The following is a 12,686-nucleotide window of genomic DNA, read 5'->3' on the forward strand; positions in this document are numbered from 1 at the left end:
TCCTCCTTCAGCGGGACTTTTCGCGCAGCGACACGGCGACCGCGGCGAGGATGATAAGACCGCGAACGATCATCTGGTCGGAAACGGAAAGGCCCATCAGGATCAGGCCATTGTTGAGCATACCCATCATCAGCGAACCGACGAGCGCACCGATGATCGTACCCTTGCCGCCGTTAAGCAGCGTGCCGCCGACGATGACGGCGGCAATCACCGTCATCAGATCGGTCTCACCGAGCGTATACTTGGCCGCCTGAAGCCGGCCGGCGTAGAGCAGGCCGGCAAGGCCCGCGAGACCGCCGCTGATGACAAGCACGGCGAGCCGGATGCGCGGCACGCTGATGCCCGAGACGCTCGCCGCACGGCTGTTGTCGCCGGTCGCCAGCACATGGGCACCGAAGCGGGTTTCGCGGTAGATGATGTGGCCGCAGACGACCGTGACGATCGTCCACCAGATCAACGAGGGAACACCGAGGAACGAGCCGGAACCGAAGAAGCCGGTAAAGGTGCTGTCGGTTACCGGGATCGAGCGCAGGTTCGTCATCGAGCGGGAGACGCCTGCAAAAAGCCCGAGCGTCGCCAGCGTCACCAGGAACGACGGCAGTTTGACATAGGCGACCAGTGCGCCGTTCAGGAGCCCGATCAGCACGCCCGCGCCGATACCGGCGACGACGCCGGCCACCAGGCCGTACTCGTTGATCGTCACCGCCGCCGCCAGCGCCGAGACGGCAACGGTCGAGCCGATCGACAGATCGATCTCGCCGGCCGACATGACGAAGACGAGGCCGATCGCCATGATCGTCACCGGTGCCGTCTGCAGCATGATGTTCGACAGGTTGCGAACCGTCAGAAAGCCGCTGTCCTTCAAGACGATGGCGAAGAACAGAAAGATCGCCAGGAAGCCGAGATAGACGACGTATTGCTGCAGGTTGAGACGGCTGACGAGGCTTGCCGGCTGGCCGCTCGCGCTGGAATGGGCACTGGACATTATTCTTCCTCCGAAGGCAGGGGGAATGCTCCCCCTGCACTACGGCGCCGCACGTCCGGTCAGACGCGCAAAGGTCGCCGCAGCACTATGAGAAGCTGCATGTTTCCCACATGCAGCGGGCATCATTTCATCACTTCATCGCATCCGCGATCGTCGCGGGCACATCCTTGTTCAGAGACTTTTTCCAACCATCAGCGACCGTCGCCTTGGTGACTGCAAGCGAGTCGACGACCAGGAAGGGCTCGGCCTTCTGGCCGACCAGAGAGCCGGCCGCGGCGCGCGCTGCGGTGACGCCGATATTGTAGGCTTCGTCGGCGACGAGCGCTGCGATGTTCCCGCCCTTGACCATGTCGAGTGCTGCCGGTTCGTTGAGGTCGAGCGTCACGATCTTGGTGTGGCTGTTGCCGGCGCCGCGCAACGTCGACAGCACGCTCAGTGCCGGCTCCGCCCAGGTCACATAGATGCCGTCGAGATCCGGGTTCTGTGTGATCATGCCTTGCGCGATTTCCTCGCTGCGGGCGGGATCCGCCATGCCGGCCTCGGCAACGATCTTCATGTCAGGATAGTCCTGCTCGATCGTCGACTTGAAGGCGCCGTCGCGCTGGTTGGTCACGTAGAAATCGGCGTCGTGATAGATGTAGCCGAGCTTGCCCTTGCCGCCGAGCGCATCCGCCATGGCGATGGCAGCCTTGTTGCCCATCTGGAACAGGTCGTCCGAGACGATCGTCACATAGTCCTTGCCGTGTTCGTAACCGGCCGGCGAATTGTCGACGAAGGCGAGCTTCACACCCGCGGTGCGCGCCGGATCGTAGACCACGGCAGCCGTTGCCGGATCGACCGGCAGCGACAGGATGATCGAGGGCTTCTTGGCAAGCACCGTCTCGACATCCGCCTTCTGGCGGGCGGCATCAAAGCCGGCATCGGTCTGTGCGACCACCTCGACGCCGAGGCGCTTGAACTCGTCCTGGGCGCCGCTATTGACCGCGTTGGTGTATTCGCTCATCTCGTGCCAGACGAGCGCTGCGGTAAACTTGCCGTCCTTGATCTGCTGTTCCTGCTCCGCCGTCAGCGTCAGGTTGCTCGCGGGCGTCGGCGCCTCGCCATGCGGCCCTGTGGTCTTGCCGTCAGCGGCAAAGCCGGATGTTGCGGCAAATACCGTCGCCAGCAACGCGAAATGTCTTACTGCCCTGTGCATCTCTGCCTCCCTTTGGGATGGTGCCGCCGGAAACGTCCTCTCTCCCGGCGGCCATCGGATTATTTCGCGGCCTGATTACTTGGCCGCGTCGAGCACCGACTGCGGCGAATCTCGGTTGAGCGACTGCTTCCAGCCGTCCGCGACGTTTTCCTTGGTGACGGTCAGCGCCGGAGCAACGACGAAGGCCGGCGTCTGCTGCCCGAGCAGCGACTTCAGGCCGGTCGCAGCCATGGCGCGTCCAAGCTCATAGGCCTTGTCGGCGACGAGCGCCGTCACGTTGCCACCCTTGACCATGTCGAGTGCTACCGGTTCGGCAAGATCGAGCGTGACGATCTTGGTCTTGGTATTGCCGCTCGAGCGCAGGGCGGATAGCACGCCGTCGGCAGGCTCGGCCCAAGTCACGTAGATGCCGTCGAGATCAGGATTCTGCAGCAGCATCGCGCTTGCCAGTTCCTCGGCACGTGCCGGGTCGGAGATGCCCTGCTCGGCAACGATCTTGATATCCGGATAGTCCTTCTCGATCGTCGACTTGAAGGCTTGGTCGCGCTGGTTCGTCACATAGTAGCTGGCGTCATGGAAGATGTAGCCGACCTTGCCCTTGCCGCCGATCGCCTTGGCCAGCGCATCGGCCGCCTGCTTGCCCATCTGGAAGAGATCGTCGGTGACGATCGAGGCATAGTCCGTGCCCTGCTTGTAACCGCTCGGCAGGTTGGAGAGGAAAACGAGCTTGCTGCCATCGGTGACGGCCTGGCGGAATGCTTCGGCCGAGGTGACCGGATCGAGCGGCAGCGCCAGGATGACGTTCGGCTTGGCGGCGAGCGCGGTCTCGATGTCGCTACGCTGGCGGGCGGCGTCGAAGCCGGCATCCGTCGTCACCGCGATCTCGACGCCGGCACGGGCAAACTCGTCCTTGGCACCGGCCGAAACGGCATTGGTGAAATCGGACGAAGTGTGCCACAGCAGCGCTGCCTTGTAGCCCTTGCCCTTGAGCGCGCCGATATCGGCATCGCTCAAGGCGACATCGGCACTCGGCGTCGCGGTCTCGCCGGACGGACCGACCGTCTGGGCGGAAGCGGCGTTTGCGGCAAGCACGAAACCGCTGACGAGCGCAGCAGCCATCAATTTCTTCAAGATCATTTTCGTTCTCCCTCTTGTTTGGCAGTTCAGTCCATGACGCCGCAGTAGCGCGCCATGAAGGCGGCAAATCCGACGATCCCGGCGAGGTATTCCTCCACCTCGACCCGTTCCTCGTAGGTATGGCAATTGCGGATGTCGCCGGGCGCGCAGTAGACGGCAGGCACGCCCAAGCGGTTGACGAAGAACGGCGATTCCGACCAGAAGGGGGCACCCTCGATCACCCCGCGTCCGGCCATGGCTTCCGCCATGGCGGTCGACAGCGCACCGACTTCGCCGGCCGTTTCGTCGATTTCAGCCGCCGTGCCGCCAAGCGCGTGATCGCGACCGGCCGGATAGGAAAACTCAACCGTGATTTCCGGATCGGTGATCGCCGAGCGCACCGCAGCCTCAATTTCGGCTGCCGCCGTGTCCAGCGATTCCCCCGGCAGGAGCTTGCGGATCAGCGACAGGGTGCAGCGCTCGGGCACGGCGATGTAGCCGCCGCCGGCAAGGCCGGTGATCAGCAGGAAACTGCGGCCGATCAGCTTGTGCTCGGCCCGTGCGGCAACCTCATCGGAGTGTTTCCAGAGTGCCGACATCGCCGCATGGCTGGCACGCAGCGCGTCCTTGCCGAGCTCAGGCACGCCGAAATAGGCGGACTTTCCTGTAATCGTGATGTCGGTGATGAAGAAGCCGATCTGCGCCGGATAGACGGACAGCCGGGTCGGCTCGACATAGACGACGAAATCCGGCCGTGCGATCTCGCCGGTTTCTATGCGGCCGACCAGATCCTTGATGCCGGCCGACACGCCGGTGCCCGGTTGGCCGCTTTCCTCGTCGCCGATGAAGGCAAAGGCCACATCGCCGACGAGACCCACGCCAGCCTTGTCGAGCAGCGAGAGCGCCGCCAGCGACGCGCAGATGCCGGCCTTCAGATCGCCCGAACCACGGCCCCAGACCGCGCCGTCGATGATCGGTGCGGCGAAGGGATCCTCGCGCTCGGTACCGGCCCAATGTTCGCGCCAGCCGTCGACATGCACGGTATCCGTATGGCCGATAAACAGCAGGCGTGGCCCCTTGCCACGACCCTTGCGCTCCGCCCAGACGTTCGGCCGCCCCGGCAAAAACTCCGCCGTTTTCAAGCCTTCAAGGCCAAGGCGCTGCATCGTTTCGGCCAGAAAGGCGACGAAATTCGCCTCGTTGCCAGTAATGCTCTCACGCCCGATCGCGCCACGAAAAAGATCGATCGCCGCGTCGCGGTCAAGCACCGCGCGCAAACGTTCGACCAGACCGTCATTCATCGTCATCACATCGCCTCCCGAAGCGCGTTGACGTTTGCCCGCGGCAGCGAAATCCGGCCATCGGGCGCATCGACCCCGAAAAGGGTATTGTGCAACTGACCGAGCCCGATCGCCGCCGCCCCGATGATCGCGGCACGCGCGCCGAGTTCACCCGTTTCGACATTGACCGGATAAGGGAAGCACTGCGGCAGGAAGGATTTCACCCGCTGGAGCATTTCCGGCCGGAGCCCGATCGAGCCGCCGAGAATGACCTTCTGCGGGTTGGCGATGGCAGCGATCGCTGCAACACCGGCGGCCAGATACCGCGCCGTGTCGTCCAGCACCGCCAGCGCTGCCGCATCGCCGGCTTCCGCCTTGGCAAAGATGGTGGGCACGGTGACCGTGTTGCCCGAAAGTGCTGCGTAGCGCTCCGCCATGCCATGCGAGGCAACGGCGCGCTCGAACGCGCCGGTGCGCAGCGATTCCGCCTCGAACGGATCGGCGCCGAGCGGCAGGAAACCCATTTCGCCGGCGGCATTGCTGACGCCGCGCACCAGATGGCCGCCGACCATCAGGCCGCTGCCGACACCGGTGCCCAGCGCCACATAGGCGAGGTTGTCGATCCCCTGCCCCTGCCCCAGCCAGTTTTCGCCGAGGACGGCGAGATTGACGTCGTTCTCGAGCATCGCGCCGAAGCCCAACACCTCTTCGAAGGCGCCGACGACATCCATCGTATCGAAGCCGGCGATATTCGGCGCAAGCAGCACACGGCCGGTCTCGCTGCAGGGCGCACCGGGAACACCGACCACGGCGAGCCGGATCTTCTCGCGAGCAATCTGCTGCCGGTCGGCCGCCTCAAAGGCCATGGCAGCGATCTGCTCGACGACGAAGCGGCCGCCGCGCGGGTCGGTCGGCGCCGTGTCTTCGGCAAAAATCTGGCAGGCGAGATCGGTGATCGCCACGCGCACCTTCGTGCCGCCGAGGTCGACGGCGATGATGAAGGCGGCATCGCACACCAGTTCGTAGGTGACGGCGGTGCGCCCGACATGGCCGCTGGTGCGCCCCGTCTCCTGCACCCAGCCCTCTTCCTCGAGGCCGCGGACGATCTCGGAAATGGTCTGCTTGGAAAGGCCGGTCTGCTTCGAGATCGACGCACGCGAAATCGGCCCACCCTGGACGATCGCCTCCATGACGGAGCGCTGGGAGAACTTCCGGGAGATGCGCAAGCTGTCGTTCACGGGGACCTCTTTTAATTCGTTCTGTTACCGAACTTATTAAGATCAGACATCGCTGTCAATCTTGCCCGATAGGATTATCTTTCATGGCGAACGGCGCGGTCTGCGGAGAAACAGGGCAACGGCGATGACGCATTCGGATGCGTCGTCATTTGCGATGTGCTAGATGAAATCAGATTGGCGCAGAGGGGCGCTTTTTCTCAAGAAATCAGTGGCATGACCGTCTCGACAGCTCTCGTTCCGCGATCCGCAAGATGCTCGGCTCTGGTCGTGCAGTTTGATGAGAATGTCGTAGACAGGCTCTGGTCGGGGCAGATCAGGCCCTAAAATCCGGCATCCAATCCAACTAGGGTCGCAATCAATGGCAGAGTTTCCGCAAAAGGCGAAGGTCGTAATCATCGGGCTGGGTGGCATCGTCGGTGCTTCGATCGCGCATCACCTGATCGAGCGCGGCTGGGACGACATCGTCGGCATCGACAAGTCGGGCGTGCCGACCGATATCGGCTCGACTGCACACGCCTCGGACTTCTGCTACACCACCAGCCACGATTATCTCTCGGTCTGGACGACGCAGTATTCGATCGATTTCTTCGAGAAGATGGGCCACTACGCCCGCATCGGCGGCCTGGAAGTGGCCCGCACCGGTGACGATGTCTGGATGGAAGAGATCAAGCGCAAGCTGTCCTCCGCCAAGGCCTTCGGCACCCGCGCCCACTATGTTTCGCCAGCTGAAATCAAGGCAATGTTCCCGCTGATCGAGGAAGATCAGGTCATGGGCGGCATGTTCGATCCGGATGCCGGTCTCGTCATTCCGCGATCGCAGACGGTTGCCGGCAAGCTGGTCGATGCGGCGGAAAAGTCCGGCAAGCTGCAGGTCTTCGGCAACACGCCGGCAAAGTCGCTGATCGTCGAGAACGGCCGCATCAAGGGTGTGGTCACCCATCGCGGCACGATCATGGCCGACCACGTCATCGTCTGCGCCGGCATCTGGGGCCGCCTGATCGCCGAAATGGTCGGCGAGGACCTGCCGGTCATGCCGGTCGACCACCCGCTCACCTTCTTCGGCCCGTACAACGAATTCGAAGGCACCGGCAAGGAGATCGGCTTCCCGCTTCTGCGCGACCAGGGCAACTCTGCCTATATGCGCGACACTGGCGACCCGAAGACCACCGAAGGCGGCCAGATCGAGTGGGGCTATTACGAAACCACCAATCCCCGCCTCTGCCATCCACGCAACATCCTTGAAAAGCACGAGGCGCGCCTGTCGCCCTCGCAGCGTGACCTTGAGATGGAACAGATCATCGAGCCGCTCGAGCGCGCCATGGAACTGACGCCGATTCTCGGCGAGCTCGGCTACAACGAGAGCCATTCCTTCAACGGTCTGCTGCAGGTTTCGGCCGCCGGCGGTCCCTCTTGCGGCGAGAGCCAGAAGGTGCGCGGCCTGTGGTATTGCGTCGCCATCTGGGTCAAGGACGGCCCCGGCTACGGCAAGCTGATCGCCGACTGGATGACCGACGGCCGCACCGAGATCGACCACGCCTCGATCGACTATTCCCGTTTCTATCCGCACCAGCTCGAAGAGAAGTTCATCGAGGGCCGCTGCTTCGAGGCGGCGCAGAAGATCTATTACCCCGCCGTGCACACGCGCGAGCCCTATGCCACCGGCCGCAATGTCAAGCGCTCGCCCTTCTACGAGCGCGAAAAGGAGCTCGGCGGCTACTTCATGGAACTCGGCGGCTGGGAGCGCGCCCATGGCTATGCCGCCAACGAGCATCTGCTCGAAAAATACGGCGACCGCGTTCCGGTGCGCGAAAACGAATGGGACAGCCGCCATTTCTGGCGTGTTTCCAACGCCGAACATCTGGCGATGAGCGAGGATTGCGGCATCGTCAACCTCTCGCACTTCCATATGGTCGACATCGAAGGTCCTGACCACGTGGAGCTGCTGGAATGGCTCTGCGCCGCCAAGATCGGCGGCGACGCCAATATCGGCAAGGGCATCTACACCCACTTCCTCGATGACGAGGGCATGGTGCGGGCCGACTTCACCGTCTTCCGCATGGCCGACCGCGGCCGTCTCGTGAACGGCGCCGACGCCGGCCCGCGCGACTTCCAGTACATGCGCCGTGTCGCCGAGGACCGTGGCCTCGACGTCACCATCACCGATGTGTCGGAGAAGTTCATCACCATCGGCATCTGGGGGCCGAATGCCCGCGAGAACCTGAAGAAGGTGGTTGCCGATCCGGCAGGCCTCGACATCGAGAACTTCGCCTTCGCCGCCATCAAGCCGATCGAGATCGCCGGCAAACATGTGACCGCCTTCCGCATCTCCTATGTCGGTGAGCAGGGCTGGGAACTGCACATGAAGTACGAGGACGGTCTGGCCGTCTGGGATGCGCTGCGCTCAACCGGCGTCATGGCCTTTGGCGTCGAAACCTATGCCAACTCGCGCCGCATGGAAAAAAGCCTGCGCCTGCAGAACGCCGATCTGCTGACCCAGTACAACCTCATCGAGGCCGACCTTGCCCGTCCGAAGGTCAAGGACGTCGACTTCCGCGGCAAGGCAAAGCACCTGGAATACAAGGCGCGCGAGCACCAGCCGGCCATGCTCTGCACGCTTGTCATGACAGAGAACACCGACAGGAACGGCGTGAAGCGCTATCCAGTAGGCACGCTGCCGGTCATCGATCCGGAAACCGGCAGGGTTCTCATCGACGAGCTTGGCCGCCGTTCCTACACCACCTCGATCGCCTTCGGCCCGACGATCGGCAAGAACATCGCGCTTGCCTATCTGCCGTGGTCCCATTGCCAGGTCGGCCGGAAGCTCAACGTCGAATACTTCGCCGAGACCTACCCGGTCGAGGTCGTCGGCATCGGCTACAAGCCGCTCTACGACCCGGAAAACCTGAAGCCGCGCAGCTGATCGAGCGGCATCAGTCACAAAAACGCAAAAGGCCCGCTCGGATCCGAGCGGGCCTTTTGCGTGGCGATCAGGATTGCGTCAGGGCAGCACATGCCCCGCCGCGGTAAACAGACGATACCAGTCCTCTCGCGATAGCGTGATGTCAGCGCCGGGCGCGATATCGGCCAGCCGCTCCGGACTTGTCGTTCCAAGCACCACCTGAATGTTGGCCGGATGGCGGGCGATCCAGGCATAGGCGATGGCCGATGGCGAAACACCGTACTTGGCGGCGAGCTCGTCGAGCACCCGGTTAAGTTCGGGAAAGTTCTTTTCGTCGCCAACGAAGACACCGCCAAAGAACCCCTGCTGGAACGGCGACCAGGCCTGCAGCGTCATGCGGTTGATGCGCGAATAGACGACCACTTCGCCATCGCGATCGATCGATTGCTCGAGACCTGCCATATTGGCGGCGATCCCGAAGGCGACCGAAGGCGCATGGGCAATGCTGAGCTGGATCTGGTTGGCGACGAGCGGCTGGTGGACTGCGGTCTTCAGGAGATCGATCTGCCGCGGCGTGTGGTTGGAGACGCCGAAATGCCGGACCTTGCCGGCCGCCTGCAATGTGTCGAAGGCCTCCGCCACCTCCTCCGGCTCCACCAGCGCGTCCGGGCGATGCAGCAAGAGAAGGTCGAGATAGTCGGTCTTCAGCGCCGCCAGCGATCGATCGACCGACAGCAGGATGTGCTCTTTGGAGAAATCGAAATAACCGCGGCGGATCCCGCACTTGCTCTGGATGACGATCTGCTCGCGCTCGGCCGGCTTCAGCCGCAACGCATCGCCGAAACGGCGCTCGCAAGCATGCAGCTCGCCACCATAGATATCGGCATGGTCGAAGACGTTGATCCCGACGTCCCTTGCCTTGCCATAGAGCCGGTTTATGGCGTCATCGCTGAGATCGACAATCCGCATCAGGCCGAGAACGGCAGAGGAAACGGAAAGGTCGGTTGGTCCCAGATTGAATCTTTTCATCGGCTCGCACCATCAACATCGTTTCGAGGGAGGATTTTCGCACAGGGACGGAGTGGTCGGCCTTGCGAAATTTTTGATCCTCAATCTCTAAGCAGCCCAAGGGCGCTTGGCAAACGCCTTTGGGACAAACCATAGAGACGATGCGACCGCTGCGCCCAAACGAAAAAACTACAGGCATCGGACGTCCCAGCAGGCTCGGGGTTCCGAGCGGACGTCGAACGCCCGCCCCTACCTGGACCGGTCAGGCCGCGGAGCGATAGCGCTCGGCCGGCAGCGACTGTGCAAAATTGGGCAGCATTGCCTGCCGTGCGCTATCGAACGTCTTCCACTGATCGGCATCGGGAAGCGGCGGGATGGTCACCAGTTCGCGCCGATCGTAGCCGATCAGCGCCGCATCGACGAGATCGCCGACCTCCATCACGCCTGAAAGCGTGTCGACATCGACGCCGGCGGCCGGACAGCTGTTTCGGGAGCGCGGCTTTGAGGCCGTCACCGTTACCGATGTCATGAAGGCGGCGGGCCTCACCCATGGCGGCTTCTACGGCTACTTCAAGTCGAAAGAGGATCTGATCGCGCAGACATTGGCCGGGCTGCAGGGAGAAACCGAGCCGCTGACGGTGGATCTCGCATCCGTCGCCCGACGTTACCTCACGCCAGAGCATCGGGACGATTTTGGCCGCGGCTGCCCGCTTGCAGCTCTCGCATCGGAGGTGAGCCGCCAACCGGGGGCTGCACGGTCGGAGATGACAGGCGCCTTGAAGCGCCAGTTCGCTCGGTTCGGCAAGGTCGCGCCGGGGACGGATGAGCATGAGAAGCGCCGCGCGGCGATCGGCAGTTCTGCAGCCATGATCGGCGCGCTTATCCTGGCGCGCATGACCGACGACCCCGACCTGTCGACGGAAATCCTCGATGAGACGCGCGCATGGCTTTCCGGCCGCGATCACGGGGAACTGGCAAGCCAGGATCTCTTCGAAGGAGAGACCGGCGCTTAGATCTGAACCATGCCGCGGAAAATGCGCCGCGGTTTGCAATCACGCTACGCGGCTAGTTTAGGGATTAGAGCGCAGGCGACAAAGTGCTTGGCAGATCCTCTAACGTGTGGAATTCGATCGCTGGTCACTCCGCCGGAACGATAGTCCGGCGAGACACAGGCATCGTTGATGAGGGGGGCGTAAGGCGCCCGAAAACAAACCGTCAAGGCGCTTTCCCCGGGGTCGGGCATAGGGAGGTTCGCCCCAAGGCCCGCCAATCGCGCCTCATCCGATGCAGAGGCGATGTTTTATCGCGCCGTCACTGGGGCTCCCGCCAGCCGAATTTCTTCGTCCAATAGCCGTCCCATTCATTCGCCGACTGTTGCGTTCGCTGGTAAATCCGCTCGGCCTCCTCCTCCGCTTTCAAGGCCTCCGCCAGCGCCGCATCACCCTTCGCATTGGCGCGCGCCTTTTGCGCGATGTCGAGACCGATCCGCGCTTCTTCCCGCGCATCCGCCAGGAACTGACCGGTGCTGTGGCCGTTGGCATCGGCGACGTGGTGCAACTGATCCGGTCCGATCTTCAAATCGTAGCCAAGCACGATTTCGGATTCCGCAAACCGGCTGCGATTGCTGCGCACGGTCGCCGTCAGCGCCATGGCGATGGCCTCCTCATGCAAGAGGCCTGGATTGTTGAGCAGCTCCGCTTCGACCCGGCCTGCAAAAGCCTCGCCCTGCTCGTTGAGAATCGCCTTCAACGTTGCCTTCACATTGGGATCGCTGGACCGGAAACGGTCGGAGTTCACCAATTCTAGGGCCTTCCCGACAAAAGCGTCGGCCCTCGCCTTCAGCTCCAGCATGCTGTTGTTGATTGCACCCTGCGCCTGCGTCGTTGCTCGGCCAGGCTCCGCTGAAACGCCGTTCGCGGCCTTGAGGATGCTGTTCGCGCTGTCGGCAGAACCAGTTTTCTCCTCGGCCTCGGTGGCTGTCCGCCTGAGGATTTCCAAGGCAACATTGCTCGTTGGCGATATGGTGGTCACGGGTGGATCTCCGCGGCGAAGGCCGTGCTCCTGCACCGGCCTGCCAAATGGGTGCGCACAGCCTCATGCTATCGCGGGAATCAAGGATGAAAGCAACTATCGATTGCATACCTTAATAGACGGGTAACGCAAATCATCGAGGCAGACCACGCAGCTGCCTCGCCCACTCTCCGAAGCGAACCGGACAATGCGCTCCGATTTGAGCGCCTTGAACGAGGCCCGCGCCGAACACTGCGACAAAGGCGCTGCCCCTCCTCCGGTGAGCGAGCCAAGCCTAGGTGTTACGCGTCGGGTCGTTATGTGTCGGCGTCAGGGGCGTGATAGATCGGTTGCGAGGGGAGTTCAGGCCTCGCGCCTGCTCTCTCTGCTTGCGCGCTGTCATCCTCGGCGAAAGCGCCCACACCGTATTACGGCGCCCTCCCCTTCAAGCTTGCGCCTTCGGCTTGCGCCTGCCATGGCCTGTCTGGGTCTTTGCCGCTGTGCCTTTAAACGTCGAAAGCCCGCCGGATTTCTCCTTGCGGGCTTTTGTGTGATTTGGTTGCGGGGGCAGGATTTGAACCTGCGGCCTTCAGGTTATGAGCCTGACGAGCTACCGGGCTGCTCCACCCCGCGCCATCGCGGTAAATCCCTTTGGGATTTATCCGCTCATTGCGGGTTTTGCCGAAGGCAAAATCCCGTTTAACCGGTCCGGGTTTTGCGTGCGCAAAATCCCGTTGGTTTGTCTGATCTTACTTACGCAAAAAGGCCGCTTGTTGGCGGCCCTTGTGTTTCGGCAGGGCCGAAGAGTGTGTCGAGAAGATCTCCGGATTTATCTTGCGTTTTGCAGACCTGGCAGCGACCTACTCTCCCGCGTCTTAAGACGAAGTACCATCGGCGCTGGGGCGTTTCACGGCCGTGTTCGGAATGGGAACGGGTGCAGCCACCCCGCCAGAAC

At 62.8% G+C, this 12,686-nt stretch carries 9 protein-coding genes, 1 tRNA gene, 1 rRNA gene and 1 pseudogene; 2 read left to right on the forward strand and 10 right to left on the reverse strand.

The genetic code is table 11. The annotated features are described in order from the left end of the window. Positions 1–7 precede the first annotated feature (7 nt). The 5 genes from IB267_RS08100 to IB267_RS08120 all read right to left on the reverse strand — a co-directional run bounded on the left by IB267_RS08100 (position 8) and on the right by IB267_RS08120 (position 5,814). Entirely contained in the window at positions 8–985 is a 978-nt protein-coding gene (locus tag IB267_RS08100; protein WP_192447123.1) for an ABC transporter permease, read from the reverse strand. Positions 986–1,115: 130 nt separating this feature from the next. Next, entirely contained in the window at positions 1,116–2,180 is a 1,065-nt protein-coding gene (locus IB267_RS08105; protein ID WP_192447124.1) for a substrate-binding domain-containing protein, read from the reverse strand. Between the two features lie 75 nt (positions 2,181–2,255). Next, complete coding sequence (locus IB267_RS08110) at positions 2,256–3,317, reverse strand: substrate-binding domain-containing protein (RefSeq protein WP_192447125.1); 1,062 nt, start codon at positions 3,315–3,317, stop codon at positions 2,256–2,258. A gap of 26 nt (positions 3,318–3,343) precedes the next feature. Further along, positions 3,344–4,603, reverse strand: coding sequence for a M20 family metallopeptidase (locus IB267_RS08115; RefSeq protein ID WP_192447126.1), 1,260 nt, complete (start codon positions 4,601–4,603; stop codon positions 3,344–3,346). After that, entirely contained in the window at positions 4,603–5,814 is a 1,212-nt protein-coding gene (locus tag IB267_RS08120; RefSeq protein WP_192447127.1) for an ROK family transcriptional regulator, read from the reverse strand. The genes IB267_RS08115 and IB267_RS08120 overlap by 1 nt, the downstream gene beginning before the upstream one ends. A gap of 358 nt (positions 5,815–6,172) precedes the next feature. Here IB267_RS08120 and IB267_RS08125 point away from each other — a divergent pair, with 358 nt between their 5' ends. Continuing rightward, on the forward strand, positions 6,173–8,734 hold the full coding sequence (locus IB267_RS08125; RefSeq protein WP_192447128.1) for an FAD-dependent oxidoreductase: 2,562 nt from the start codon (positions 6,173–6,175) through the stop codon (positions 8,732–8,734). A 78-nt stretch (positions 8,735–8,812) separates the two neighbouring features. On the opposite strand, the gene IB267_RS08130 is transcribed toward IB267_RS08125, so the two are convergent. Together IB267_RS08130 and IB267_RS08135 are read right to left on the reverse strand one after the other, a co-directional pair. Continuing rightward, the gene (locus IB267_RS08130) at positions 8,813–9,742 is read right to left on the reverse strand and encodes an aldo/keto reductase family oxidoreductase (RefSeq protein ID WP_192447129.1); all 930 of its coding nucleotides are present in this window, start codon (positions 9,740–9,742) and stop codon (positions 8,813–8,815) included. Positions 9,743–9,983: 241 nt separating this feature from the next. Continuing rightward, a pseudogene (locus tag IB267_RS08135) lies at positions 9,984–10,193 on the reverse strand (SDR family oxidoreductase); the annotation flags it as partial. Between the two features lie 55 nt (positions 10,194–10,248). Here IB267_RS08135 and IB267_RS08140 point away from each other — a divergent pair. Beyond that, complete coding sequence (locus IB267_RS08140) at positions 10,249–10,734, forward strand: TetR/AcrR family transcriptional regulator (RefSeq protein WP_246810563.1); 486 nt, start codon at positions 10,249–10,251, stop codon at positions 10,732–10,734. 298 nt (positions 10,735–11,032) lie between these two features. On the opposite strand, the gene IB267_RS08145 is transcribed toward IB267_RS08140, so the two are convergent. The 3 genes from IB267_RS08145 to rrf form a co-directional block, all read right to left on the reverse strand. Beyond that, the gene (locus IB267_RS08145; protein ID WP_192447130.1) at positions 11,033–11,752 is read right to left on the reverse strand and encodes a hypothetical protein; all 720 of its coding nucleotides are present in this window, start codon (positions 11,750–11,752) and stop codon (positions 11,033–11,035) included. A 535-nt stretch (positions 11,753–12,287) separates the two neighbouring features. Next, positions 12,288–12,364, reverse strand: a tRNA-Met gene (locus IB267_RS08150). Between the two features lie 214 nt (positions 12,365–12,578). Further along, positions 12,579–12,686 (reverse strand): 5S ribosomal RNA (gene rrf, locus IB267_RS08155); the annotation flags it as partial.

The sequence above is a fragment of the Ensifer sp. ENS09 genome (genome assembly GCF_014852425.1).
In the GTDB taxonomy this organism is placed as follows: Bacteria; Pseudomonadota; Alphaproteobacteria; order Rhizobiales; family Rhizobiaceae; genus Ensifer.

Excerpts from the sequence above, each read along its gene's own strand:
- IB267_RS08100 (WP_192447123.1), bottom strand. The coding sequence starts at position 985 with ATGTCCAGTGCCCATTCCAGCGCGAGCGGCCAGCCGGCAAGCCTCGTC.
- IB267_RS08110 (WP_192447125.1), bottom strand. The coding sequence starts at position 3,317 with ATGATCTTGAAGAAATTGATGGCTGCTGCGCTCGTCAGCGGTTTCGTG.
- IB267_RS08115 (WP_192447126.1), bottom strand. The coding sequence starts at position 4,603 with ATGACGATGAATGACGGTCTGGTCGAACGTTTGCGCGCGGTGCTTGAC.
- IB267_RS08105 (WP_192447124.1), bottom strand. The coding sequence starts at position 2,180 with ATGCACAGGGCAGTAAGACATTTCGCGTTGCTGGCGACGGTATTTGCC.
- IB267_RS08125 (WP_192447128.1), top strand. The coding sequence starts at position 6,173 with ATGGCAGAGTTTCCGCAAAAGGCGAAGGTCGTAATCATCGGGCTGGGT.
- IB267_RS08140 (WP_246810563.1), top strand. The coding sequence starts at position 10,249 with ATGAAGGCGGCGGGCCTCACCCATGGCGGCTTCTACGGCTACTTCAAG.
- IB267_RS08130 (WP_192447129.1), bottom strand. The coding sequence starts at position 9,742 with ATGAAAAGATTCAATCTGGGACCAACCGACCTTTCCGTTTCCTCTGCC.